Annotated in this window: 21 protein-coding genes and 2 pseudogenes; 6 read left to right on the top strand and 17 right to left on the bottom strand. The window is 67.5% G+C overall.

What is annotated here, in order from left to right; all coding sequences use genetic code 11:
* The first annotated feature begins 172 nt into the window (after positions 1–172).
* Positions 173–2,674 carry a penicillin-binding protein 1A gene (locus ICG51_RS09505; protein ID WP_190280134.1) on the top strand — a complete coding sequence of 834 codons (2,502 nt, stop codon included), beginning with the start codon at positions 173–175 and terminating at the stop codon, positions 2,672–2,674.
* Between the two features lie 75 nt (positions 2,675–2,749).
* On the top strand, positions 2,750–3,424 hold the full coding sequence (locus ICG51_RS09500) for a hypothetical protein (protein WP_190280133.1): 675 nt from the start codon (positions 2,750–2,752) through the stop codon (positions 3,422–3,424).
* 90 nt (positions 3,425–3,514) lie between these two features.
* Here ICG51_RS09500 and ICG51_RS09495 read toward each other — a convergent pair whose 3' ends face one another.
* From ICG51_RS09495 to ICG51_RS09440, 12 genes are all read right to left on the bottom strand, one after another.
* Positions 3,515–4,804, bottom strand: a complete 1,290-nt coding sequence (locus ICG51_RS09495; RefSeq protein ID WP_190280132.1) for a citrate synthase — start codon at positions 4,802–4,804, stop codon at positions 3,515–3,517.
* 191 nt (positions 4,805–4,995) lie between these two features.
* On the bottom strand, positions 4,996–5,238 hold the full coding sequence (locus tag ICG51_RS09490; RefSeq protein ID WP_190280131.1) for a type B 50S ribosomal protein L31: 243 nt from the start codon (positions 5,236–5,238) through the stop codon (positions 4,996–4,998).
* A gap of 100 nt (positions 5,239–5,338) precedes the next feature.
* The gene (locus ICG51_RS09485) at positions 5,339–6,292 is read right to left on the bottom strand and encodes a nucleoside hydrolase (RefSeq protein WP_190280130.1); all 954 of its coding nucleotides are present in this window, start codon (positions 6,290–6,292) and stop codon (positions 5,339–5,341) included.
* Positions 6,293–6,322: 30 nt separating this feature from the next.
* On the bottom strand, positions 6,323–7,453 hold the full coding sequence (locus tag ICG51_RS09480) for an FAD-dependent oxidoreductase (RefSeq protein WP_190280129.1): 1,131 nt from the start codon (positions 7,451–7,453) through the stop codon (positions 6,323–6,325).
* Entirely contained in the window at positions 7,453–7,974 is a 522-nt protein-coding gene (locus ICG51_RS09475; protein WP_190280128.1) for a sulfur transferase domain-containing protein, read from the bottom strand. Before ICG51_RS09475 ends, ICG51_RS09480 begins: the two co-directional genes overlap by 1 nt.
* Positions 7,971–8,330 (bottom strand): carboxymuconolactone decarboxylase family protein, encoded by a 360-nt coding sequence (locus ICG51_RS09470; RefSeq protein WP_190280127.1) that lies wholly within the window; start codon positions 8,328–8,330, stop codon positions 7,971–7,973. The genes ICG51_RS09475 and ICG51_RS09470 overlap by 4 nt, the downstream gene beginning before the upstream one ends.
* A 16-nt stretch (positions 8,331–8,346) precedes the next feature.
* Complete coding sequence (gene trxC / locus ICG51_RS09465; protein WP_190280126.1) at positions 8,347–8,784, bottom strand: thioredoxin TrxC; 438 nt, start codon at positions 8,782–8,784, stop codon at positions 8,347–8,349.
* Positions 8,781–9,257, bottom strand: coding sequence for an OsmC family protein (locus ICG51_RS09460; RefSeq protein ID WP_190280125.1), 477 nt, complete (start codon positions 9,255–9,257; stop codon positions 8,781–8,783). The genes trxC and ICG51_RS09460 overlap by 4 nt, the downstream gene beginning before the upstream one ends.
* Positions 9,258–9,278: 21 nt before the next feature.
* Positions 9,279–12,530: an efflux RND transporter permease subunit gene (locus ICG51_RS09455; RefSeq protein ID WP_190280124.1), complete on the bottom strand. Its 3,252-nt coding sequence runs from the start codon at positions 12,528–12,530 to the stop codon at positions 9,279–9,281.
* Positions 12,523–13,617 (bottom strand): efflux RND transporter periplasmic adaptor subunit, encoded by a 1,095-nt coding sequence (locus ICG51_RS09450; RefSeq protein ID WP_190280123.1) that lies wholly within the window; start codon positions 13,615–13,617, stop codon positions 12,523–12,525. Before ICG51_RS09450 ends, ICG51_RS09455 begins: the two co-directional genes overlap by 8 nt.
* Positions 13,618–13,639: 22 nt before the next feature.
* Positions 13,640–13,855, bottom strand: a complete 216-nt coding sequence (locus ICG51_RS09445; RefSeq protein WP_190280122.1) for a DUF2892 domain-containing protein — start codon at positions 13,853–13,855, stop codon at positions 13,640–13,642.
* 25 nt (positions 13,856–13,880) lie between these two features.
* Positions 13,881–15,170: an FAD/NAD(P)-binding oxidoreductase gene (locus ICG51_RS09440; RefSeq protein WP_190280121.1), complete on the bottom strand. Its 1,290-nt coding sequence runs from the start codon at positions 15,168–15,170 to the stop codon at positions 13,881–13,883.
* 144 nt (positions 15,171–15,314) lie between these two features.
* Here ICG51_RS09440 and ICG51_RS09435 point away from each other — a divergent pair, with 144 nt between their 5' ends.
* Positions 15,315–15,629, top strand: a complete 315-nt coding sequence (locus ICG51_RS09435) for a metalloregulator ArsR/SmtB family transcription factor (protein ID WP_223809423.1) — start codon at positions 15,315–15,317, stop codon at positions 15,627–15,629.
* Positions 15,630–15,644: 15 nt separating this feature from the next.
* On the opposite strand, the pseudogene ICG51_RS09430 reads toward ICG51_RS09435, so the two are convergent.
* Positions 15,645–16,928 (bottom strand): annotated as a pseudogene (locus ICG51_RS09430) (ATP-dependent DNA helicase RecG); the annotation flags it as partial.
* A 109-nt stretch (positions 16,929–17,037) separates the two neighbouring features.
* Between ICG51_RS09430 and ICG51_RS09425 the strand changes: the two are divergent.
* Positions 17,038–18,137, top strand: a protein-coding gene (locus ICG51_RS09425) for an IS3 family transposase (protein ID WP_152907487.1) whose coding sequence is annotated in 2 segments (ribosomal slippage) — positions 17,038–17,296 and positions 17,296–18,137 — 1,101 coding nt in all. Because the reading frame shifts where the segments join, the coding sequence is not laid out codon by codon here.
* 31 nt (positions 18,138–18,168) lie between these two features.
* Positions 18,169–19,377, top strand: a pseudogene (locus ICG51_RS09420) (ISL3-like element ISStma11 family transposase); the annotation flags it as partial.
* 82 nt (positions 19,378–19,459) lie between these two features.
* On the opposite strand, the gene merA reads toward ICG51_RS09420, so the two are convergent.
* Genes merA through merT form a run of 3 tightly spaced genes read right to left on the bottom strand, consistent with a single transcriptional unit; the run spans position 19,460 to position 21,806 of the window.
* Complete coding sequence (merA, locus tag ICG51_RS09415; RefSeq protein WP_012480191.1) at positions 19,460–21,154, bottom strand: mercury(II) reductase; 1,695 nt, start codon at positions 21,152–21,154, stop codon at positions 19,460–19,462.
* Between the two features lie 10 nt (positions 21,155–21,164).
* A complete protein-coding gene (gene merP / locus ICG51_RS09410) occupies positions 21,165–21,443 on the bottom strand; it encodes a mercury resistance system periplasmic binding protein MerP (protein WP_012480190.1) in 279 nt (92 codons plus the stop codon).
* Positions 21,444–21,455: 12 nt separating this feature from the next.
* A complete protein-coding gene (gene merT, locus ICG51_RS09405; RefSeq protein WP_019183730.1) occupies positions 21,456–21,806 on the bottom strand; it encodes a mercuric ion transporter MerT in 351 nt (116 codons plus the stop codon).
* A 74-nt stretch (positions 21,807–21,880) separates the two neighbouring features.
* On the opposite strand from merT, the gene merR reads away from it, so the two are divergent.
* Positions 21,881–22,288 (top strand): Hg(II)-responsive transcriptional regulator, encoded by a 408-nt coding sequence (merR, locus tag ICG51_RS09400; protein ID WP_012480188.1) that lies wholly within the window; start codon positions 21,881–21,883, stop codon positions 22,286–22,288.
* Positions 22,289–22,942: 654 nt separating this feature from the next.
* On the opposite strand, the gene ICG51_RS09395 is transcribed toward merR, so the two are convergent.
* Positions 22,943–24,057, bottom strand: a protein-coding gene (locus ICG51_RS09395) for an IS3 family transposase (RefSeq protein ID WP_190280120.1) whose coding sequence is annotated in 2 segments (ribosomal slippage) — positions 22,943–23,805 and positions 23,805–24,057 — 1,116 coding nt in all. Because the reading frame shifts where the segments join, the coding sequence is not laid out codon by codon here.
* Between the last annotated feature and the right edge of the window lie 26 nt (positions 24,058–24,083).

The following is a 24,083-nucleotide window of genomic DNA, read 5'->3' as shown; positions in this document are numbered from 1 at the left end:
CGACAAGGCAACCGGTTTCCACCGACGCACCGGCCGCGCACGCCCCATTTCGCCCTGTCCGGTCTCCATTTACGCATGCGCGAAGGGAAACCGGCCACCCCCGTGGGCCGGTCGTTGCCGGCGCCTACTCTATACTCCGCAGCCCCGTTTGCTGCAATCGGAATCTGCGCCCATGCCCCGCATCCCCCGCCTGTTGCGCTGGATCCTGCTCGGCGCGGCCGCCGCCTGCCTGGCCGGCGGCGTGGCGCTCGGCATCATGGTCTACGCGGTCAGCGCACGGCTGCCGGACGTGCAGAGCCTGCGCTCGATCGAGCTGCAGGAGCCGATGTACGTCTATGCCCGCGACGGCCGCCTGATCGGGCTGTTCGGTGAAATGCGGCGCTACCCGGTGGAGATCGGGAAGGTCCCGCCGCGGGTCAAGCAGGCCTTCCTGGCCGCCGAGGACGCCAATTTCTACGACCACCACGGCATCGACGTGAAGGGCGTGCTGCGCGCGCTCTGGCTGCTGGCCAAGACCGGCGGCCAGGAGCGGGTGGCCGGCGGTTCCACCATCACCCAGCAGGTGGCCAAGCAGTTCTTCCTGAGCTCCGAATACAGCTTCCGCCGCAAGTTCGCCGAGATGCTGCTGGCGATGAAGATGGAGCGGGAGCTGGACAAGGACGAGATCTTCGAGCTGTACCTCAACAAGAGCTTCTTCGGCAACCGCGCCTACGGCGTGGCGGCGGCCGCCGAGTTCTACTACGGCAAGACCCTGGACCAGCTCAGCCTGGACGAGGCCGCCACCCTGGCCGGCATCCCCAAGTTCCCGTCCAGCGGCAACCCGATCAGCAACCCCGAGCGCGCCCGCATCCGCCGCGACAATTACATTCTCCCGCGCATGGCCGAGCTGGGCTTCGTCAGTCGCGCCGACGCCGACGCCGCGCGCCGGGCGCCCATGCACGCCAAGCCGCATGAGCGCGAGATCGAGGTGTACGCGCCCTATGTCGCCGAGATGGTGCGCCAGCAGATGGTGGAGCGTTTCGGCGGCGACGTGCTGAACAAGGGTTACCACGTCACCACCACCATCGACCCGGTGCTGCAGGCCGCCGCCGACCGCGCGGTGGTGGATGGACTGCGCGTTTACGACCATCGCCATGGCTGGCGCAAGCCGGAACAGACCGTGCAGATCCCGGACGGCGCGGACGCGGCCGCAATCGGCCGCCTGCTGCGTGCGATCCCGGCCCAGAACGAGCTATTGCCCGCGGTGGTGGTCGACACCGCCGGTGGCCACCTGTCCGTGGTACTGCGCGACGGCAGCGAACTGACACTCGCCGGCAGCGCCATCTCCTGGACCGGCAAGCCGGCCGCGGCGCTGGCCAAGCGCGGCGACGTGGTGCGCGTGCGCCGGCTGCCCGCCCCCGCCGACAAGCCCGAGGCGCCGCCGCGCTGGGAAATCGACCAGATCCCGCGGGCACAGGTGGCGCTGGTGTCGCTGGACGCCGACAACGGCGCCCTGCGCGCCTTGGTGGGCGGTTACAGCTTCGCCGGCAACAAGTTCAACCGCGCCACCCAGGCACGCCGCCAGCCCGGCTCCAGCTTCAAGCCGTTCCTCTACGCAGCGGCGTTCGAGCGCGGTTTCAACCCGGCCTCGATCGTGCTGGACGCGCCAGTGGTGTTCAAGGACCGCCGCGGCAAGGAATGGCGGCCGCAGAACGACAGCGGCAACTTCGCCGGCCCGATGCGGGTCCGCGAGGCGTTGGTGCAGTCGCGCAACCTGGTGTCGGTGCGGCTGCTGGACACGATCGGCGTGGAGTACGCGCGCCGCTACATCAGCCACTTCGGCTTCGATGAAGCCAGCCTGCCGCCCAACCTGTCGATGTCGCTGGGCACCGCCTCGCTGACGCCACTGTCGGTGGCGCGCGGCTACGGCGCGTTCGCCAACGGCGGCTTCCTGGTCACTCCCTGGGTGATCGACAGCGTGCGTGACCGCGACGGCAAGGAGATCTTCAAGGAGGCCGCGCCGGTCGCCTGCCCGTCGTGCGCGGTCGCGACCGCGCCCGGCCAGGCCGTTGCCGCACCAGCCAGCGCACGGGTGGACGGCTTCGACCTGGGCCCGGCCGGCGCCGCCGCTCCTGCGGCAACCACCAGCAAGCCAGCGACGCAGCCTTCCGCCGCGCCGCAGCCGGTCGATCCTGACATCCTGGTTGCCCCGCGCGCGATCGATCCGCGCGTGGCCTGGCAGCTGCAATCGATGATGCGCGACGTGGTCAAGCGCGGCACCGCCACCGCCGCGCGGGTGCTGAACCGCGAGGACGTGGGCGGCAAGACCGGGTCCACCAACGACCATCGCGATGCCTGGTTCTCCGGCTTCGGCGGCCCCTTCGTCACCACCGTCTGGGTGGGTCGCGACGACTTCCGCTCGCTGGGCTACCGCGAATACGGTGGCAAGGCCGCGCTGCCGATCTGGATCAACTACATGCAGGCGGCCCTGAAGGACCAGCCCGAGCGGCTGCCCGATCCGCCCGCCGGCATGGTCAAGGTCAGCGTCAGCCCCGGTGGCCGGCTGCTGCCCGGCGGCGACGGCGGCATCGTGGAATGGGTCAAGGCCGAAGACCTGCAGCGGATGGAAGAGGAATCGCTGGCCGAGCCGGAGCTCGAGGAGCAGCCCGCCGAAGAGTCCTTCGACATCTTCTGAGGCGGCCAACCTTCGTCACGCGCGGGGCACCGCCGGCTCCGGTAGAGTCGGGTCAGGTCGCCGTGAGGATCCGCGATGCCGGACAGCCGCCAGCACGTCCATGCGCACCTGCACGCGCAGAGCCGCACCCGCGAGCGCCGCCAGCGCCTGGCCCATGAAGCAGCCCGGTTGATGGCCGAAGGCGGGATCCGCGATTTCCAGATGGCCAAGCGCAAGGCCGCGCAGCGGCTGGGGATCCTTGACGATGCCTCGCTGCCGCGCAACCACGAGATCGAGGAGGCGCTGCGCCAGTACCAGCGCCTGTTTCTGGGCGACCGGCAGCCGGCGGAAGTGCACCGTCGCCGCGAGGCCGCGCTGCGCGCACTGGAGTTCTTCGCCGGCTTCCAGCCGCGCCTGGTCGGGCCGGTACTGGAAGGTACTGCCGACGCACGTTCCCCGGTCGACCTGCACCTGCACAGCGACGACCCCGACGCGGTGCCGCGCTGGCTCGTCGAGCACGGCATCCCCGCGCAGCCGCGCAGCCGGCGCCTGCGGCTCGACCGGGAACGCGAGCTGGACGCACCGGGCTGGCTGTTCAACGCGGAGGAGCTGGCGTTCGAGGCCACCGTGTTGCCACTGGACGGCCTGCGGCAGGCGCCGCTGTCTGGCGTCGACGAGCGGCCGATGCGGCGCGCCTCGGCGGCGCAGCTGCGCACGCTGCTGGCCGAGGAGGAAATCCGCGGGCACGAGGGCCGACCCCCCGGTCGGTAACCACGGCTTCCGCCCGCCCGATCCCGGCAACCCCGTGCAAAAGAAAACGCCCCTCGCGGGGCGTCTTCCGTCGTGACATGCGGCGCTGGCTCAGCGCTTGCCCATGTCCACGTAGTCGCGCTGGACCGAACCGGTATAGATCTGGCGCGGACGGCCGATGCGGTTCTCCGGATCCTCCTGCTGCTCCAGCCAGTGGCTGACCCAGCCGGCGGTGCGGGCGATAGCGAACATCACCGTGAACATCTCCACCGGGATGCCCAGCGCCTTGTAGATGATGCCGCTGTAGAAGTCGACGTTCGGGTAGAGCTTGCGCTGCACGAAGTAGTCGTCCTTCAGCGCCGCCTCTTCCAGCCGCACCGCCACTTCCAGCAACGGGTCGTTGACGTTGAGCGCACCCAGCACGTCGTGGGTCATCTTGCGCACCAGCGCCGCGCGCGGGTCGTAGTTCTTGTAGACGCGGTGGCCGAAGCCCATCAGGCGGAAGCCGGATTCCTTGTCCTTGGCCTTGTCGACCGCGGACTTCACGTTCTCCGGCTTGCCGATCTCGGCCAGCATCTTCAGCACGGCCTCGTTGGCGCCGCCGTGCGCCGGACCCCACAGCGCGGCCACGCCGGCGGCGACGCTGACGTACGGGTTGGCACCGGTGGAACCCACCAGGCGGACGGTCGAAGTCGACGCGTTCTGCTCGTGGTCGGCGTGCAGGATGAACAGCAGGTCCATCGCCTTGGCGGCCACCGGGTTCAGCTCCAGCGGCTCGCTCGGCACTTCCTTCATCATGTGCAGGAAGCGGGTGGTGAAGTCGAGGTTGTTGCGCGGGTAGCGGATCGGCCAGCCGATCGAATAGCGGTAGCAGGCCGCGGCGATGGTCGGCACCTTGGCGATCAGGCGGATCGCGGCCAGGCGACGCTGCTCCGGGTCCTCGAGGTCGAGGTCGTTGTGGTAGAAGCTGGCCAGCGAGCCCAGCATGCCGGTCAGCATCGCCATCGGATGCGCATCGTGGCGGAAGCCGTACAGGAACGTACGGAACGCCTCGTGCATCATCGTGTGGTGGGTGACCTCGTGCTCGAAGGCATCCAGCTGCTGCGCGTTCGGCAGCTCGCCATGCATCAGCAGGTACGCCACCTCGGTGAAGGTGGAGTGCTCGGCCAGCTGCTCGATCGGGTAGCCGCGGTACAGCAGCACGCCGGCGTCGCCGTCGATGTAGGTGATGGCCGACTTGCAGCTGGCGGTGGCGCCGAAGCCCGGATCGTATGTGAAGCAGCCGGTTTCCTTGGGCAGCTTCGCGATGTCCACGCAAGGCTGGCCCAGGGTCGGCTTCAGCACGGGCATGGCGACCGATTTGTCGCCTGCGGTCAGGGTGATCTGGTCAAGTTCGGACACGACGCAACTCCGTTGGGGGTGCCCGGCACGCGGCCGCTCGGGGCCATGCGCCAGCGCATGGGAAAGCGGAATTATCGCATATGCGGCCAGGCCGGCACCCCGGACGAAAGTCGCAGCCGCCTGACCGGGATCAACAAAAACGAAACGGCCGCCCTGGGGGCGGCCGCTGATGCACGCACTCGCGCGGGCGCTTACTTCTGGTAGCGCTTGCGGAACCGGTCGACGCGGCCGCTGGTGTCGATCACCTTGTTCTGGCCGGTGTAGAAGGGGTGCGAGGACGACGAGACTTCCACCTTGATCAGCGGATACTCGTTGCCGTCTTCCCACTTCACCGTCTCCTTGCTGGAGAGGGTCGAGCGGGTCAGGATCTTGAAGTCCGAGGTCACGTCCTGGAAGACGACGTCGCGGTATTCGGGATGGATGCCGGCTTTCATGATGGAAACTCTGGGAAGTGGAACGGGAGAAAGAGCCGCGCATTATAGCGACGCCCGCCCTCCCCGTGCAACCGGCCCGGATCCGGCACCCCGGCGTGGCTCAGGAAGCGGCCAGCGCGCGCTCGATCATCGCCTCGAACCGCCCCTGGTCGTAGCGCATGAGGATGGCCACGTTGTCGGCCGCGCCGGTCTGCCGGTTCCAGTCCACGATGGTGGCACCGCGCGCATGCTGGCCGGCGGTCTCCACCGCCAGCGGGCGCTCCAGCAATTCCTGCGCGCCCTCCGGCTGCAGCGCCAGTGCCATCGCCAGCGCATCGGCGGCATGCCAGCGCTCGCCGCGCCCGGCCCTGGCCCAGGCGCGGGTGTGGGCGGAAATGCCGGCATAGAAGCGCGCCCGCGGCGAGTCCGCCGCCAACCAGCGCTCGGCGTCGTCGTGGCGGAAGCCGTGCGCCAGCACCGCTTCCCAGTCGGCCAGCTCGACCCTCGGGAAGGCCGAAAACACGATATGCGCCGCTTCCGGATCGAACGCGATGTTGAATTCGGCGGCCGGCGTGATGTTGCCGTGCGCGGTCACCGCGGCGCCCATCACCACGCAGCGCGCCACCCGGGACGGCAGGCTGGGATCCAGCTTCAACGCCAGCGCCAAGTTGGTCAGCGGACCCAGCGCCACCAGCAGCAGCTTGCCGGCGTGTGCATGCGAGAGCCGCAGGATGGCCAGCGCGGCGTGCTCGGCTTCGGCAGCACGGGCGGCCGGCGCGTAGCCGGTATCACCGAAGCCGTCCCGGCCATGCACATAGGCGGCGTCGCGGGCCGGGAACACCAGCGGCGCATCGGTGCCGGCAAACACGGGCACGTCCACGCCGCAGACCTCGCACAGCTTCAGCGCGTTGGCGACGGTATGGGCCAGGCCGACGTTGCCGGCGGCGATGGTCAGGCCGACCACCTGATGGCGCCCGCTTTCGGACTGCACGTCGTCGAAGGCCATCAGCAGGGCCAGCGCGTCGTCCACGCCGGGGTCGGTATCAATCAGCAGGGGAATGCGGTCATGGCTCATCACCGCATTATGACCGCAAGCGGCGATCGGTCAGCGATAGCGCCGCAGGTAGCGCTTCTCGAACGCGGACTTGGCCCAGTGCATCATGCGCAGCGGCGGCAGCGCGCGGCCGCCGCCGGCCTTGCGGGTCACCAGCAGACCGCGATCCAGCGTATCGACGATGCATACCAGTTCGGCGGTGAAGGCTTCCTCCGCCGGCTCGCCGCGCAGGGCACGCAGCAGGTTGCGAGCGGCCACCTCCGCCTGCAGGTCGGCCTGGTGCGCCTGCTTGGGCAGCCAGTCCGGCCCCGGGAAACTGCCGCCGTCGCCAGCCACGAAAGTGCAGGCGAAACCCGGTACGCGGCACTGCGCGTCGCCCTGCACGAAACCGCCGGGGGATCGTGGCAGGGCGGTGTCGTCCAGCCACGCCTGCCCGGTCAGCCCCGGCATGAACAGGGTCATGGCGCTGTCGATGCGGGTGCGCTCCAGCTGCACCGCGTCGACCTCGAAGCGCTGCGGCTTCTCGCCCAGCACGGTGTCGATGCCGCGCTTGCGCATCTCGCCCAGGATCAAGCCGACGGCCTTGTCGCCCAGCCGCTGGCCCGGCTTTTCCGACGGGCTGAAGAACACCAGCCGGAAACGGTCGCGCCGGCGCTGCTTGCGCAGCAGGGTCTCGATGCCGAACGTGAACTCGAACATCGGGCCGCCGCGCATGGCGACGGGTTCGTTCGGGTTGCTGCCGAAGCCGAAGCAGAGGGTGCCGCCGTCGAGGGCGATCAGCCGGTCGCGGATCGCCTCGCCTGCGTCCACGCCCTCGCAGGGAATGATGGCGTGTTCGATGCCGGGCAGCTTGCGCAGGAAGCGCGCGCCGCTGGCGATGACGAGGCCGTCGTTGGCGACGTCGCCGGCTTCGGTGTGCAGCACGCGCGCGTCCGCCGACAGCCCGGTGGCGCGCGCACGATGGAAGCTGATGCGTTCACGGCGCAGGAAGTCGTCCAGTGGAACCACCAGGTCGGCACGGCTGCGCAGGCCCGACGGGATCCAGATCGTGCCCGGCAGGTAATGCAGCTCGGCACGCGGCGCAACCAGCGTCAGCGAAGCATCGGGTGCGTGCCTGCGCAGCGTCCGCAGGGCGGTCAGGCCGGCGAAGCCAGCGCCGACGACGGTGATGCGTGCGCCCATTACTCCGCGATCCCCAGCGCCTGCCGGAGCTTGCCTTCCAGCCCGGTGACGCCGCCAGACTTGCCGATCTCCAGCGCGCGTTCCGCAGCTACACCGTCGAAATCGCGCTGTTCCAGCGCCAGCAGCGCACCGGCGCGGTTGCCGCTGGCGCAATGCACCAGCACCCCGCCGCCACCGTGGGCCGGCGCGAGCGCCGCATGCAGGGCGCGCGCATTGGCCGGATTGATGCCTTCGGCGCCGCTGACCGGGATTTCGACATAGCGCAGGCCGGCCGCGCGGACTTCGGCAGCCTCGTCGCGGTCCTTGAGCTCGCCCGGTGCGCGCAGGTTGACCACGGTACGCACGCCGCGCGCCTTGATTGCCGCCCAGTCGCTGGCTGCCGGCTGGCCCGCGGTGTACAGCCCCGGCAGCGGCTGCAGCAGCGCCACCGAGGTCGCCGCTGGCGGCGCATGCGCGCAGCCGGTCGCCAGCGCAACCGCCAGCAGCAGTGCAGGCCACACGATTCGCCGCAGCATGCTCATGCCTGCGCCTCCTGCGAAGGGGCAAGTTCGTCGAAGGCGCGCAGCGCTTCCGCCGCGTAGATCATCGACGGGCCGGCGCCCATGTAGATCGCCATCGACAGGGTTTCGAGGATTTCTTCGCGGGTCGCGCCGGCCTTGATCGCGGCCTTGGCGTGGAAGCCGATGCAGCCGTCGCAACGCGTGGCGATGGCAATCCCGATCGCGATCAGCTCCTTGGTCTTCACGTCCAGCGCGCCGGGCTTGAGCGCTTCGCGGGCCAATGCGGAGAAGCCCCGCATCGGATCCGGGGCACCCTCGCGCAGCTTGCCGATGGCGGCATTGAGGTCGTCGATCAGCTCGGGATAGGACTGGCTCACGGAAACACTCCTGCAATCAAAGGTACTGGCGCGTCCAGCGCACGATATCAGCCGCGCCCATCGCACCGGCCTGGCGCGCCAGCTCGCGGCCCTGGCGGAACAGCACCAGGGTGGGAATGCTGCGGATGCCGAAGCGGCTGCCCAGCGCGGGCTGCGCCTCGGTATCCACCTTGGCCAGCCGCAGCGCCGGTTCCAATTGCATGGCGGCGGCCTCGAACTGCGGCGCCATCATCCGGCACGGGCCGCACCACGGCGCCCAGAAGTCGACCAGTACCGGCAGCTCGGCGCGCTCGACGTGGGCATGGAAGCCGGCAACGTCCAGCGCCAGCGGATGCGCCGCGAACAGCGCCGCGCCGCACTTCCCGCATTTCGGCGCTTCCGCCAGCCGCGCATCGGGCACGCGGTTCAGGCCGTTGCAGGACGGACAGGCGACGATGGTGGACGGCGCGCTCATGCGGCCTCCCCCGCGCCCCCGGGCACATACTCGGCGCCATCGGCATCGATGATGCGCACGTTCACCTGCATGCCTTCGCGCACGCTCTGGGTGACGATGCAGAACTCCTCGAACTGCGCCAGCACGCGGTCGAAGCGTTCCAGCCCGGCGGCGGCATCGGACAGCCGGATTGCCACCTCGGCGCGCGGGATGCGCCAGCGGCCGGCCTCGTTGCGCGCCTTGTGCGCCACGATTTCGGTGCGGATCGGGCCGGGCGTGTTCTTGAACTTGCGCAGCGCGAACAGCAGGCTGGCCGATAGGCAGTTGGCCACTCCCGCCAGCAGCAGGTGTGAGGGGTTCGGACCCGCGCCCGCGCCCAGTGGCGCGCTTTCATCGGTGTGCAGTGCGTCCAGCCCGGCGCCCTCGAAACTGATCCGGAACGCGTAGGGTCCTTCCTGTTCCAGCAGCAGCCGGATGCCGTCGTCTTCACTCATCGTGTTGCTCCATTCATTTGCTCAGGCATGGCCGGCGTCGGCCGTCCTGCGCTTCAGCACGTAGTACAGCAACGGGATCACCACCAGCGTGAGGACGGTGCTGACCAGGATGCCGAAGATCAGCGAAATCGCCAGGCCGTTGAAGATCGGATCGTCCAGGATGAAGAACGCGCCCAGCATCGCCGCCACGCCGGTCAGCACGATGGGCTTGGCGCGCACCGCGCAGGCATCGATCACCGCGTCCACCAGCGGCACGCCACGCTCGGTTTCCTGGTTGATGAAGTCCACCAGCAGGATGGAATTGCGGACGATGATGCCAGCCAGCGCGATCATGCCGATCATGCTGGTAGCGGTGAACTGCTTGCCCAGCAGGGCGTGGCCGGGCATCACCCCGATCACGGTCAGCGGGATCGGCGCCATGATCACCAGCGGCACCAGGTAGCTGCGGAACTGCGCCACCACCAGCAGGTAGATCAGCACCATGCCGGCGGCGTAGGCGATGCCCATGTCGCGGAAGGTTTCAAAGGTGATCTGCCACTCTCCGTCCCACTTCACCGCGTAGCCGCTGGTGTCCGCCGGCTGGGTGATGAAGGTCTGCGCAAGCTGCTGCCCCGCGACCTTGTGGTCGCCCAGCTGACCGACGATGCCGAACATGCCGTACAACGGACTGTCCAGTTCGCCGGCCTCGTCCGCGGTCACGTAGACCACCGGCAGGCCGTCCTTGTGGTGGATGGCGCCGTCCCACGTCGCTTTCTCCACGCGCACCAGCTCGGACAGCGGCACCAGCTGGCCTTGGCCGCCGCGCACCTTCAGCGCCAACAGCGAGGCCAGCGACGCCTGGTCCTGCGCCGACAGGCGCAGCCGCACCGGGCGCGGATACTTCGAGGCGCCGTCGTGCACATAGGTGGCGTCCAGCCCGGACACGCCCATGGCGATGGCGTCGGCGATGGCCGACTGCGGCACGCCGAGGCGCGCAGCGCGCTCGCGGTCCACCACGATCCGCTCGCGCGGGGAGGCCGCCTCCACGCTGGTGTCGACGTCGACGATGCCGTCGGTGGCCGCGAAGCGCTCCTTCGCCAGCGCCAGCGCGACCTTGCGCTGGCCGGCATAGTCCGGCCCGTACACCTCGGCCACCAGCGGCGAGAGCACCGGCGGGCCCGGCGGCACTTCCACCACCTTCACCGAGGCGCCGTATTTCGCCCCGACCTTGGCCAGCATCGGCCGCATCGTCAGCGCGATCTCGTGGCTCTGGCGGTCGCGTGCGTGCTTGTCCACCAGGTTGACCTGCAGGTCGCCGACATTGCTGCCGCTGCGCAGGAAGTACTGCCGCACCAAGCCGTTGAAATTGATCGGCGCCGCGGTGCCGGCGTAGGCCTGGTAGTCCAGCACCTCCGGCACGGTGTCCAGCTTCGCCGCCAGCTCGGCCAGCAGCGCGTTGGTCTGCTCCAGCGTGCTGCCCTCCGGCATGTCCACCACCACCTGCACCTCGGACTTGTTGTCCAGCGGCAGCATCTTCAGCACCACCAGCTTGAACACCGCAAGTGACGCGGACAGCAGCACCAGCCCCACCATGCCGGCGAACAGCAGGCCGCGCTTGCGCGCCGCGGCGTCGCCGCGCAGGAATGGCGACATCACCCGCTCGAACAGCCGATGCAACCAGCTGGCCTGCCCGCTCTTGTCGGAAGCACCCTCGTGCGCACGGTCGCCTTCGGCCGCATGCCCGTGACGGGACAGCAGCTTCAGCGACAGCCACGGCGTCACGACCAGCGCGATGGCCAGCGACAGCAGCATGCCCACCGAGGCGTTGATCGGGATCGGCCGCATGTACGGCCCCATCAGCCCGGACACGAACGCCATCGGCATCAGCGCGGCGATCACGGTGAAGGTGGCCAGGATGGTCGGCCCGCCCACTTCGTCCACCGCCGGCGGGATCGCCTCGAACAGGGTCTTGCCGCCGCGCGCCATGTGCCGGTGGATGTTCTCCACCACCACGATGGCGTCGTCGACCAGGATGCCGATCGAGAAGATCAGCGCGAACAGCGAAACACGGTTGAGGGTGAAGCCCATCACCTTCGAGGCGAACAGCGTGACCGCCAGGGTCAGCACCACCGCCGCGCCGACCACGATGGCTTCGCGCCAACCGAGCGCGAACAGCACCAGCAGCACCACGCTGCCGGTGGCGAACACCAGTTTCTGGATCAGCTTCTGCGCCTTGTCGCTGGCGCTGGCGCCGTAGTCGCGGGTCACGCTGGCCTGCACGCCCTGCGGGATCAGCTCACCCTTGAGCTGTTCGATGCGCTGGGCAATCGCCGTGGTGATGTCGCTGGCATTGCTGCCCGGCTTCTTGGCGATGGCAATGGTGACCGCCGGCGCGCTGCCGGCCTTCGGCCCGGCGCGCCCCGCGGGTGCGCCGTGCCAGACGTATTGGCGAGCGAGATCGCCGCGCGCCTCGATGGTGGCAACGTCGGACAGCAGCAGCGGCTTGCCGCCTTGGCTGCCGACCACCAGCCCGGCCACGTCCTCGGCGCTGGCCAGGTAGCTCCCCGCCGTCACCGGCACCGCGCCTTGGGCGGCGTCCACGCGCTCGCCAGCCTGGTGCACCACGTTGGCGGCTTGCAGCGCCTGCGCCAGATCGTTCGCACCCATCCCGTAGGCGGCCAGCCTGGCCGCGTCCAGCGTTACCAGCACGCTGCGGTCGGGCGCACCGATCGTATAGACATCACGGGTGCCGGGGATGCGCTTGAGGTCGGCTTCCAGCGTATGCGCCACTTCGCCCAGCGCGGTGGCGTCCATATGCGGATCATCGCTCCACAGGGTCAGCGCCATAACCGGCACGTCGTCGATGCCCTTGGGCTTGACGATGGGCTGGCCGACGCCGGCGCGCTGCGGCAGGAAATCGGCGTTCGAGAACACCTGGTTGTACAGGCGCACCAGCGCCGGCTGGCGCTGCACGCCGACTTCGAATTCGACCGTCAGCACCGCCATGCCGGGACGGCTGATCGAATACACGTGCTTGACGCCCTCGATCTCCGAAAGCTTCTGTTCCAGCGGCGTGGCCACCCATTGCTCGACGTCGCGCGCGCCGGCGCCATCGAACGGGACGATGACGTTGGCCATCGTCACGTCGATCTGCGGCTCTTCCTCGCGCGGCGTGATCGCCACCGCCAGCAAGCCCAGCAGCAGGCCCATGATCGCCAGGATGGGGGTCAGCGGATTGCGTTGGAACGCCGCTGCCAGCCGACCGGAAATGCCCAGGCGCTGCCCGTCAGTCACGGTTCGCCTCCGCCGCCTTGCGCTGCGCAGCAATCGCTTGGGTCGCAGCCACCGGATCGCTGGCCACCACCTCGCCCGCCTTCAACCCGGCGATCACCTCCACCGTATCGCCGCTGCGCGCGCCCAGCCGCAGCTGGCGCAGCAGCAGGCGGCCGTCCTGCACCACGTACACGCCCGCCAGTTCGCCGCGCTGGGCGATGCTGGCGGCGGGAATACGCACGCCTGCCGCCGGCGTGCCGGCCTTGCCCTGCGCATCGGCGCTGAACACCACCTTGGCGGTGGTGCCCGGTGCCGGCTGCGGCTCCAGCGCCGGCAGGTTAACGCGCACGTTGACGCTGTGGCTGGCCGGATCGGCCGCCGGGAACACGACCACCTCCGAAGGCGCGAACCTGCGGCCATCGCCCAGCAGCACCTGCGCGCGCGGATCCCTGCGGATCGCCTCGGCGCGGGTCTGGGGGATGGCGACTTCCACGCGCAACACGTCCGGCGCGTACACCGCCAGCAGCGGCATGCCGGGGGCGACGGTCTCGCCGGGCTCGACGTCACGCCTCGCCACCACGCCATCGAACGGTGCACGCACCACCGTGTACTGCGACTGCTGCGCGGCCTGCGCCAGCATCGCCGCGGCGGCGTTGCGTGCCGCCACCGCGGAGTCGCGCGCCGCCCGCGCCTGGTCGATCTGCGCCTTCGACACGTACTGCGCCTCGGCCAACGCGGCAAAGCGCCGGTAGTTCTGCTCCGCTTCGGCCGCGGATGCCTCCGCGGCGCGCAGCTGAGCGCGCGCGGCGTTGGCGGCGGCGTCCTGTTCCACCGCGGTGATGCGCAGCAGCACCTCGCCGGCACGGACGCGATCATTCACGTCCACCGCAATGGCCGACACCCGGCCCGTCGTCTGCGCGGCGAGATCGGCGCGGCGCACCGCCTCGACCACGCCATCCCAGCCCTGGCCGGGCAAGGCGCTACCTTCGGCCACGGTGAACGTGGGCAGGTCCTTGGGCAGGGCCGGCGTGGCGACGGGAGCATTGCCGCCGCAGGCCGCCAGGGCCAGAAGAGTGAGCAACAACAGGGGCCGCAGCTTGCGCATCATCTTCTCCTCCGAGGCAACGGCGTCAGCAACGGCTGCAGGACGCGCCGTCGCCGCGGCCGATACCGAGCTTCTTCATCACCATCGCGGCGGGACAGAAGCCGGTGAACGCGGACTGGAACAGGTTGGCGCCGATGAACACGGTCAGCCAGAAGAAGTTGGGGTGGACGAACTGGGTCAGCAGCACGCTGATCAGCACCATCACGCCGGCGAATACCTGTACGGCTCGATCGAGGGTCATGTCATTTCTCCTTGGGGGTCTGGATTCAGTTGGAACGCTTGACGTCCTTCAGCCGCTCGATGCCGAGCAGGCCGAGGATGTATTTCTCGTAGATCGGTTCGCTGGTGCCGTGGCGCATCTTGTAGAGGAAGTACTTCTCGAAGCCGATCTTGGCCAGGTGCACCCACTTGCCGATCTTGGTCCAGGTGACATTGCGCGGCGGGATCTGCGGCAGCGCCACGAAGGCCGCGCCGGTATCGCCCATGTCGGCCAGGCAGACCGCGTTCCAGGTGCCTTCGAAGTCCGCCGTCTCGCCCTTCAGTTCGGCCTGGATGTTGCGCACGATGGTGGTGACCATCGACTCGATCATGAAGCCGGTCTTGGGCGCGCCGGTGGGAATCGGGGTCGCTTCCACCGGCGGGATCGCCACGCACACGCCGGCCGAGAAGATTTTCGGGAACTTCGGGCTGCGCTGGTGCTTGTCCACGATTACGAAGCCGCGCGGATTGCACAGGCCCTCCACCGCGGCCACCGCCTCGACGCCCTTGAACGCCGGCAGCAGCATGGAGAACGCGAACGGCAGCACCTGCGGCTCCAGCGGCTGGCCTTTTTCGTCATGCGGCACCACGGTCATCTCGCCGTCGCGCACCTCGGCCACCTTGCTGTTCACCACCCACTTGATGTGGCGCTGGCGCATCTCCGATTCCATCAGGCCCTTGGAATCGCCCACGCCGCCCAGGCCCATGTGGCCGATGTACGGCTCGCTGCTCACGAAGGTCATCGGCACCTTGTCGCGCAGCTTGCGCTTGCGCAGGTCGGCATCGACGATCATCGCGAACTCGTAGGCCGGGCCGAAGCAGCTGGCGCCCTGCACCGCGCCGATCACGACCGGGCCGGGGTTCTGCAGGAATGCCTGGTAAGCCTCCCACGCATGCGCGGCGTGGGGGGTGGTGCAGACCGACTGGGTGAAGCCGGCGTCCGGGCCGGTGCCGGGCACTTCCTCGAAGGCCAGCTTCGGGCCGGTGCAGACCAGCAGATAGTCGTAGCCGATGCGCTCGCCCTTGCCGGTGATCACGGCATCGCCGGCGGCATCGATCTGCGCCACGCCACTGCCGTCGAAGTGGATGCCGTGGCGACCGACGTGTTCGGCCACGTCCAGGCTGATCTCGTCGCGCTTGCGCCAGCCCACCGCCAGCCAGGGGTTGGACGGCGTGAAGCCGAAGCTGTCGCCGTTGCCCACCAGCACGATCTCGTGCCCCTTGCCCAGCGTTTCGCGAAGTTCGTAGGCCGCGCTCATGCCACCAAGCCCGGCGCCCATCACCACAATCCTGGCCATCTTCCACCCCCGGTCTGCCGAATCGGCAGAGCTAAATTAGCTGTTGCTTATATTAGTGTCAACTGATATAAATTCAAGCCACAGCCCCCATTTCCCCGCTACATGTCCAACCTCCCCCCCACACCTCCGTCCGCGGCTGCCAGCATGGACCCGGAAGCCATGCGCGCCCATGCCGGCGATGCCGCGCGACTGCTGCGCGCGCTGGCCAACGACAAGCGGTTGATGCTGCTGTGCCTGCTGTTTGGTGGCGAGCGCTCGGTGGGCGAACTCAATGCCAAGGTGGACCTCAGCCAGTCGGCGCTGTCGCAGCACCTGGCAGTACTGCGCAACGACGGGCTGGTGAACACGCGGCGTGAAGGGCAGACGATCCTGTACGCGCTGGCGGATGGCCCGGCACTGCGCGTGATCGAGACCCTGCACGGCATCTATTGCGGCGCCGACCCCGCCTGCGAGGTCTGACAGCCGCCGCTGCCGCTAGGCCGCGGCAAAGCGCGCGGCGCCACCGATCCAGCGATCGACGATGCGGTCCGCCAGCTGCGGCGCTTCCGCCAGCAGACGGTCCGCGAGTGCATGCACCTTCGGAAGCAGGTCTGCATCGCGCGTGAGGTCGGCCATGCGGAACGCGGCGAGCCCGGTCTGGCGGGTGCCCAGCAGCTCGCCGGGACCGCGTAGCTGCAGGTCCTTCTCTGCGATGGCGAAGCCGTCATTGGTCTGGCGCAGCGTATCCAGCCGCTCGCGCGCCATCGCCGACAGCGGCGACTGGTACAGCAGCACGCAGCTCGACGCGGCACTGCCGCGCCCGACCCGTCCGCGCAGCTGGTGCAGCTGGGCCAGGCCCAGCCGTTCGGCATTCTCGATCACCATCAGCGAGGCGTTGGGCACGTCCACGCCCACTTCAATCACGGTGGTCGCCACCAGCAGGCCCACTTCGCCCTGCTTGAACGCGCGCATGGTGGCCTGCTTCTCCGCCGCCTTCATGCGCCCGTGCACCAGCGCCACGCGCACGCCGGGCAGCGCCGCCTGCAGCGCCTCGAAGGTGGATTGCGCGGCCTGCGCCACCACTTCCTCGGACTCGTCGATGATCGTGCACACCCAATAGGCCTGCCGACCCTCCGCACAGGCCACGCGGATGCGCTCGACCAGTTCCGGGCGACGTTCCGCGGCCAGCGCGATGGTGGTCACCGGGGTCCGGCCGGGCGGCAGCTCATCGATGGCCGACACATCGAGGTCGGCGTAGGCGCTCATCGCCAGCGTGCGCGGGATGGGCGTCGCGGTCATCACCAGCTGGTGCGGCACGCTGCCCTTGCCCTTGTCGCGCAGGGCCAGCCGCTGGTGCACGCCGAAACGGTGCTGCTCGTCGACGATGGCCAGTGCAAGGTCGTGGAAGTCCACGCCTTCCTGCATCAGCGCATGGGTGCCGACCACGACCTGCGCCGCGCCCGAGGCAACGTCCTGCAGCGCCTGCGTCCGCGCTTTGCCGGTGACCTTGCCGGCCAGCCAGCACACGCGCAGGCCCAGCGGCTCCAGCCAGGCGCGCAGGTTGTTGAGGTGCTGCTCGGCCAGCAGTTCGGTCGGCGCCATCAGTGCTGCCTGCCGCCCGTCGGCGACGGCGAGCAGCGCCGCCATCGCCGCGACCACGGTCTTGCCGCTGCCTATGTTAGCAAGCCCTTCTACGCCCTTTTTGTTTAAGGTAGAGGAAGAGAGACTGAACCCTGTGCAGACCCTCTTTTTCCCTAGCTGTTTCCCGATTGCTCGCTTTCGGTGTGTATTTCGTCGCACGCCTTTCGATTGTCCGCCGGCGACGTCCCCCCGGTTTTGAGTAGCGCGGCGATCTGGAGTCCAATTCCCCAGAGTAAGGAGATTGGACGTGAAGAAGCGCTTTTCCGAAGAGCAGATCATCGGCTTCCTGCGTGAGGCCGAGGCCGGGCTGCCGGTCAAGGAGCTGTGCCGCAAGCACGGCTTCAGCGAGGCGTCGTACTACCTGTGGCGGAGCAAGTTCGGGGGCATGAGCGTGCCCGATGCAAAGCGCTTGAAGGAGCTGGAGACCGAGAACGGGCGGCTGAAGAAGCTCCTGGCAGAGCAGGTGCTCGAGAACGAGGTCATCAAGGACGTCCTGCGAAAAAAGTGGTGAGCGCGCCGGCTCGACGCGGGCAGGTGCGCTACATGATGACCAGGGGGCTGAGCGAGCGGCGAGCCTTGGCGGTGCTGCGCATGAGTGCCAGCGCGTATCGCTACCAGCCGGCGCCCGATCGCAACGTCGATCTCCGCGAGCAGATCCTCGCACTGGCCCAGCGATACAAGCGCTACGGCGTCGGGATGATCTACCTCAAGCTCAGGCAGGCGGGAGTTCTCGTGAACTACAAGCGCGTGGAGCGGCTGTACCAGGAAGCGAAGCTGCAGGTGCGGCGCCGGAAGCGGAAGAAGGTGCCGGTCGCCGACCGGCAGCCGCTGCTGCGTCCGAGCCGTGCCAACGAGGTCTGGTCGATGGACTTCGTGTTCGACCGGACCGCGGATGGCCGGGTACTCAAGGCGCTCGTGATCGTGGATGACGCGACGCACGAGCTAGTGGCGATCGAGGTCGAGCGGGCCATTTCCGGACATGGCGTCGCTCGCATCCTGGACCGCTTGGCGGTGCAACGTGGCCTGCCGCGGGTCATCCGCACCGACAACGGCAAGGAGTTCTGCGGCAAGGCGATGCTCGAATGGGCGCATGCCCGCGGTGTTGCCATGCGCCTGATCGAGCCGGGCAAGCCCAACCAGAACGCCTATGTCGAGAGCCTCAACGGCCGCCTGCGCGACGAGTGCCTCAACGAACACTGGTTCACCAGCCTGCTGCATGCCCGAACCGTCATCGAAACCTGGCGCCGCGAGTACAACGAGGAGCGACCCAAGAAGGTGCTCGGCGGACTGACCCCGAGCGACTACGCCAGCCAGCTGGCATCCGCTACGATTGATCCCGGACTCTAAACCGCCTTGCTACTGAAGGCGGGGGGACGTCGGTCACGGCTCACAGGAACAGTCGTTTCAGGACACACCGACGCACGGCAAACCCGTCGTGATCTTCATCCAGCGCCGTCGCTATCGCTGTACAAGCTGCACCAAGACCTTGTTTGAGCCTGTGGCGGACCTTGATGGAAAACGCCAAGCCACGGCGCGTCTGGTGCGTTATATCCGCGACCAGTCCTTCTCCAAGACCTTTGCGGCCCTTGCCCGGGAAGTAGCCGTGGACGAAAAGACGGTCCGCCACGTCTTCGACGATTTCATCGAGGAGGTCGAGGCCAAGACCCAGTTCCGGACGCCGCGGGTGCTGGGTATCGACGAGCTCAAGATCATCGGCCAGTACCGGGCCATGATCACCAACGTCGAGCGCAAGACCGTGTTCGATATCCGCCCCAGCCGGGCCAAAGCCGAGTTGATGCCCTATTTCCGCGACCTGCGGGACAAGGACTCGGTCGAGTGGGTGGCGATGGACATGTACCACGTTTATCGGCAGGTGGTGCGCGCCACGCTGCCACAGGCCCGGATCGTGGTCGATCGATTCCATATCCAGCGCATGGCGAACGACGCGCTGGAGAAGCTGCGCAAGCGCATTCGCAAGGATTTGTCCACCCGGCAGCGCCTCAAACTCAAGGACGAGCGGTTCCTGCTGCTCAAGCGGCAGCACGACCTGACAGGGAGAGATATGGACCGGATGCGGGAATGGTTCCAACAGTTCCCGCTCCTAAGCGAAGCCCACGCGCTCAAGGAAGGATTTCTGTCGATCTGGGATCAGAAGACCCGCCCAGCAGCAGAAGCCGCCTGCGCGAAGTGGCAGGCCAATATTCCGACCGAATTGGCGGCCACGTTCAAGGACCTGACCACCGCCGTGCACAACTGGCACGACGAAATCTTCGCCTACTTCGAGCAGCCGATTACCAATGCCTATACTGAATCAGTCAACCGAGTGGCCAAAGACATGAACCGCATGGGCAGGGGTTACAGCTTCGAGGTGCTTCGGGCGCGCATGCTCTACGACAAGAAGGCGCGCAAGGATGGCTCGGTTATCGAAACCGTGTTGGTCGATGACGACGACCCAATGACCACGGACTTCGTGTTCCAGCGGATGACCACGGCGGCAACGCGCAAGAAGAAGATCACGCGCGTGGTCGAGTACGGCCCCTATCTCCCGACGCTGGCGCGGCTACTCGAAGAGGGGTATTTCGAATAGTCCTCAGCCCATTGTGCAAGAGGCGGCGCTTCAGCCTGAATTTGTGATTCAGCCGATGAAGCATAGGTAAGAGGCCCAGCCACTACCCCGCGCAACAGGACAGTTGCTTTACGTCCTTGGTGAAGGTTTGTGCCGCGAGTTTCAGCCCCTCGACCATCGTCAGGTAGGGGAATAACTGGTCGGCCAACTCTCGCACCGTCATGCGGTTGCGAATCGCCAGTACTGCGGTTTGGATCAGCTCGCCTGCTTCCGGGGCTACCGCTTGCACGCCGATCAGTCGTCCCGAACCGGCCTCCGAAACCAGCTTGATGAAACCGCGCGTGTCGAAGTTGACCAGCGCCCGGGGCACGTTGTCGAGCGTCAGCGTGCGGCTGTCGGTCTCGATACCGTCGTGGTGCGCTTCGGCTTCGCTGTAGCCCACGGTGGCGACCTGCGGGTCGGTGAACACCACCGCCGGCATCGCCGTCAGATCCAGCGTCGCGTTGCCACCCGTCATGTTGATTGCAGCGCGGGTGCCGGCCGCCGCCGCGACGTAGACGAACTGCGGCTGGTCAGTGCAGTCGCCGGCGGCATAGATGTGCGGCACGGTAGTGCGCATCGCGTGGTCGATGGTGATGGCGCCTTGCGCATTGACCACCACACCGGCCGCGTCGAGGTTGAGCGTGCGGGTGTTTGGGGTGCGGCCGGTGGCGAACAACAGCCGGTCGGCATGCAGTTCGCCGCGTTCGGTGGTGAGCACGAATTCCCCATCCTCATAGGCGACCTGGCTGGCCTGGGTGTGGTCCAGCACTTCGATGCCTTCGGCGCGGAACACGGCCGTGATGGCCTCGCCAATGGCGGGGTCTTCGCGAAAGAACAGTGTGCTGCGCGCCAGCATGGTCACCTTGCTGCCCAGCCGGGCAAAGGCCTGCGCGAGTTCGACGGCCACCACCGACGAGCCGATCACGGCCAGCCGATCGGGGATCGTGTCGCTGGCCAGCGCTTCGGTCGACGTCCAGAAGGGCGTGTCTTTCAAGCCCGGGATCGGTGGAATCGCCGGACTGGCCCCGGTGGCGATGAGGCAGCGGTCGAAACTCACCTCGCGCATCCCGTCGTCAGCGGTTGCCACGGTCAGCGTGTGCGCATCCTTGAATCGGGCATCGCCGCGCAGCACGGTGATGGTCGGGGTGCTCGTCAGGATGCCTTCGTACTTGGCGTGGCGCAGTTCATCGACGCGCCCCTGCTGCTGAGCCAGCAAGCGCTTACGCAGAATCTTCGGCGAGGCGGCGGCAATGCCGTCATCGAACGGACTCTCGCGACGCAGATGCGCAATGTGGGCAGCGCGGATCATGATCTTGGACGGCACACATCCGACGTTGACGCAGGTGCCGCCGAGAGTGCTGCGCTCGATCAGCGTCACACGCGCCCCTTGCTCGACGGCCTTCAACGCCGCCGCCATCGCCGCGCCGCCGCTGCCGATCACGGCCACGTGCAGTGCAGCCTCATCGTCCTCGCGCTTTGGTTCGCCGCCCAGCCGCTCTTGTGCATTGTTCAGCAGGTCGCTGGGTTGCCCCGGCGCATCGGCAAGCTGCGCTCGGTAACCGAGTGCGGATACCGCCGCGACCAGCGAGGTCACGTCCGCGGCGGTACCTACGCTGGCCTCAATCTCGGCCCGGCGCTGTGGGTAGGACACTGAGGCCGAACGCACGCCGGGCACCTTTTCCAAGGTCTGCTTGACGTGCTCGGCGCACGACCCGCAGGTCATGCCATCGATGTGCAGCGTGATCGCCTCGGTCATGAGCGTGTGCTCACTTCTTGACGGTAGACGGGTAGCCGGCGTTCTCGGTGGCTTTGGTCAACGCGGCCGGAGTGGTCTTGGCATCGTCGTAGGTTACCACCGCCTCCTTGGGCTCCCAGGTCACCTTGGCCTCGATGACGCCTTCGACCTTGGTCAGCGCCTTCTTGACCGTGATCGGACAGGTGGCGCAGGTCATGCTCGGCACCGACAGCGTGACGGTTTTGGTGGCGGCCCAGGCGGGAGCGCTGAGGGCAACGGTCAGAGCGAGCAATGCGACGAGTTTCTTCATGGCAATCTCCTTTCAGTAGAACAGGGGCATGAGGTAGGGGAACACGAGCGCGATCAGCACCAGGGCGGTGACGATCCAGAAGATCACCTTGTAGGCCGTCCGCACCTGGGGCACGGCGCATGCGTCGTCCGGCGCGCAGGCGCGAGCCGGCCGGAAGATGCGACGCCACGCGAAGAACAGCGCCACGAGCGCCACGCCAATGAAGATCGGCCGGTACGGTTCCAGCGCGGTCAAGTTGCCGATCCAGGCGCCGGAGAAACCCAGCGTGATCAGCACCAGCGGACCGAGGCAGCAGGTCGAGGCGAGGATGGCGGCGAGGCCACCGGCGGCCAGTGCACCGCGGCCGTTGCTGGGGTCTGCCATGTGAGGGATCTCCTTCCGAGACGTTGCGTGATGCGCTAAGGTTACTTCCGTAGTCAAGTACGGAGTCAAGCGCGATGGTGAACGATCCGCAAACACTGACCATCGGGGCTTTCGCCAAGGCCGCTGGGGTCAACGTGGAGACCATCCGGTTCTATCAGCGCAAGGGGTTATTGCCAGAACCAGGTCGGCCCGTCGGCAGTATTCGCCGCTACGGATCGGCGGACGTGGCGCGGGTGCGTTTCGTGAAATCCGCCCAGCGGCTGGGGTTCAACCTGGACGAAGTCGGCCAACTCCTACAGCTTGAGGACGGCACTCACTGCAGCGAAGCCGCCGAGCTGGCTGCGCTCCAGCTCACCGACGTGCGCACCAAGATGGCGGACCTGACGCGAATCGAAGCGGTGCTGTCACGGTTGGTCAACGAGTGCCATGCGCAGCGAGGCACTGTGTCGTGCCCGCTGATCGATTCTCTGCACGGGAGCTAGGCGCGTGGCTTAACCCGGTTTTCCGTTCCACTGCGCCTCAAACCCCAGTTCGAGCCGGGGGCAAGGTGACCTGCCACTGATTGTTTCCTTGCACCGACATGCGCCAGACAAAGCCCACACTGAAGGCTAAAAGCGCGTAAGCCTTGCGATACCAGAAACCTACCGAACGAGAGCTGTCAGACAAGAAGGGCTAGTGCGGTCTTCCCACACTAAAATCCGGATACCCGATTTTTTTGAACGAGCAGCGTGGTCTCTGGACGGGAGCGTCAATAGGACAAGTCCTACGGCCGGGGGTCAGCCGAGATACGTGTAAAAACAGTGCACAAACGCTGTTTTATCGTTCTGTATCAAGCGCTTAGATGGCTCGTGAGCGATGGCGTACCCCAGCGCGGCGCGGCGTCTGCGCGTACCTGCCGCTTCTGGCGCCGCCGTGCCGCCATGCGGTCGCGATGCGTCGGCGCGCGGGGCTGCTCACGCGTCGCCCTCGCGCACCACCGCGCTCGCTCGCATCGTCACCGACCCGCGCGCCGCGCGCCGGGTGACCGCCTGCGTCGCGCGGACACGCCCTCTGAAAGGACGAGCCCCACCGCGCCGACCACGATGGCCACGTCGCCCAGGTTGAACGACGGCCAGTAGTAGTCGTAACCTCCCCCGTCAAGCGGACATTTCAAAAGTAGAACGTCTGGCGGGTTGGTTGCGGTACTCGATGGGCGTCATGCCGTTGAGTGCGTCGTGCTCCCGGTGCTCGTTGTAGTCGATGAGGAAGCGCCACGTGGCTTCGCGGACATCGTCCAGTCGGGCGAACAGGTAGCGGTCGAGCACATCCTCGCGGTAGGTGCGGTTGAAGCGCTCGATGTAGGCGTTCTGGTTGGGTTTGCCGGGCTGGATGTACTGGATCGCCATGCCGTTGGCCTTGGCCCATGCGGTGAAGGCTTCCCCCAGGAACTCCGGTCCGTTGTCGGTACGCAGCACCTGCGGGAGCGGCCGTTCCTGGCGGATCTGCTCGAAGATCCGCACCAACCGCTGCGAAGTGATCGAGGTGTCGACTTCGATATGCACGATCTCCCGATTGAAGTCGTCGATGATGTTGAAGGTGCGGAAGCTGCGGCCACAGGCCAGCGCATCGAGCATGAAGTCGGCGGACCACACGATGTCGGGGTGCTCGGGCACGTACAGCGGTACGCACTCGCGCTTGGGCAGGCGACGGCTGGCGGCACGGCGCAAGTTGAGCTTCATGGCGCAGTACACCCGGTAGATCCGCTTGTCGTTCCAGTGCGGATGGCTCTTCGCCAAGCGCTGGCAGCACTTCCCGAACCCACGACTGGGGCGTTCCTCCACCAGCTTCGCCAGTGCGGCAATCAGTTCGGCATCCCGCACCGTCCAGTCCAACGGCGGCGCATACCAGGCCGAGCGCGACAGGCCGACACAGTCGCAGGACCGGCGGAGCGGGCGGCCCTGCGTCTCCACCAGGAACCGCACCGCCTCGCGCTTCTGCGCCGGCCCTACAGTTTTTTTGCGATCAACTCCTTCATCGCGGCAATGTCCAGTGCCTGCTCTGCGTACATCCGCTTGAGCTTGGCGTTCTCGGCTTCCAGATCCTTGACCCGCCTCAGGTCCGACGCCTCCATGCCGCCGTACTTCGACTTCCATTGGTAGTAGGTGGCGGTGCTGATCCCGGCCTGTCGACACAGATCCTTGATCGGAACGCCGATGTCGCCCTGCTTGAGGATGGCGACGATCTGGGTCTCGCTGAACTTCGACTTCTTCATGGAACCTCCTGACGGAAAGATGCCAG

It is taken from the genome of Thermomonas sp. XSG (assembly GCF_014678725.1).
Lineage (GTDB): Bacteria > Pseudomonadota > Gammaproteobacteria > Xanthomonadales > Xanthomonadaceae > Thermomonas.
Note: the sequence above shows the minus strand (reverse complement) of the source record. Positions and strands in the feature narration are given on the sequence as shown.

Coding starts and splice junctions, on each gene's coding strand:
- ICG51_RS09435 (WP_223809423.1), top strand. CDS start 15,315: ATGGACCCGGAAGCCATGCGCGCCCATGCCGGCGATGCCGCGCGACTG.
- merT (WP_019183730.1), bottom strand. CDS start 21,806: ATGGCAGACCCCAGCAACGGCCGCGGTGCACTGGCCGCCGGTGGCCTC.
- ICG51_RS09500 (WP_190280133.1), top strand. CDS start 2,750: ATGCCGGACAGCCGCCAGCACGTCCATGCGCACCTGCACGCGCAGAGC.
- ICG51_RS09445 (WP_190280122.1), bottom strand. CDS start 13,855: ATGACCCTCGATCGAGCCGTACAGGTATTCGCCGGCGTGATGGTGCTG.
- ICG51_RS09490 (WP_190280131.1), bottom strand. CDS start 5,238: ATGAAAGCCGGCATCCATCCCGAATACCGCGACGTCGTCTTCCAGGAC.
- trxC (WP_190280126.1), bottom strand. CDS start 8,784: ATGAGCGCGCCGTCCACCATCGTCGCCTGTCCGTCCTGCAACGGCCTG.
- merA (WP_012480191.1), bottom strand. CDS start 21,154: ATGACCGAGGCGATCACGCTGCACATCGATGGCATGACCTGCGGGTCG.
- ICG51_RS09475 (WP_190280128.1), bottom strand. CDS start 7,974: ATGAGCATGCTGCGGCGAATCGTGTGGCCTGCACTGCTGCTGGCGGTT.
- ICG51_RS09440 (WP_190280121.1), bottom strand. CDS start 15,170: ATGGCCAGGATTGTGGTGATGGGCGCCGGGCTTGGTGGCATGAGCGCG.
- ICG51_RS09480 (WP_190280129.1), bottom strand. CDS start 7,453: ATGGGCGCACGCATCACCGTCGTCGGCGCTGGCTTCGCCGGCCTGACC.
- ICG51_RS09505 (WP_190280134.1), top strand. CDS start 173: ATGCCCCGCATCCCCCGCCTGTTGCGCTGGATCCTGCTCGGCGCGGCC.
- merP (WP_012480190.1), bottom strand. CDS start 21,443: ATGAAGAAACTCGTCGCATTGCTCGCTCTGACCGTTGCCCTCAGCGCT.
- merR (WP_012480188.1), top strand. CDS start 21,881: ATGGTGAACGATCCGCAAACACTGACCATCGGGGCTTTCGCCAAGGCC.
- ICG51_RS09485 (WP_190280130.1), bottom strand. CDS start 6,292: ATGAGCCATGACCGCATTCCCCTGCTGATTGATACCGACCCCGGCGTG.
- ICG51_RS09450 (WP_190280123.1), bottom strand. CDS start 13,617: ATGATGCGCAAGCTGCGGCCCCTGTTGTTGCTCACTCTTCTGGCCCTG.
- ICG51_RS09460 (WP_190280125.1), bottom strand. CDS start 9,257: ATGAGTGAAGACGACGGCATCCGGCTGCTGCTGGAACAGGAAGGACCC.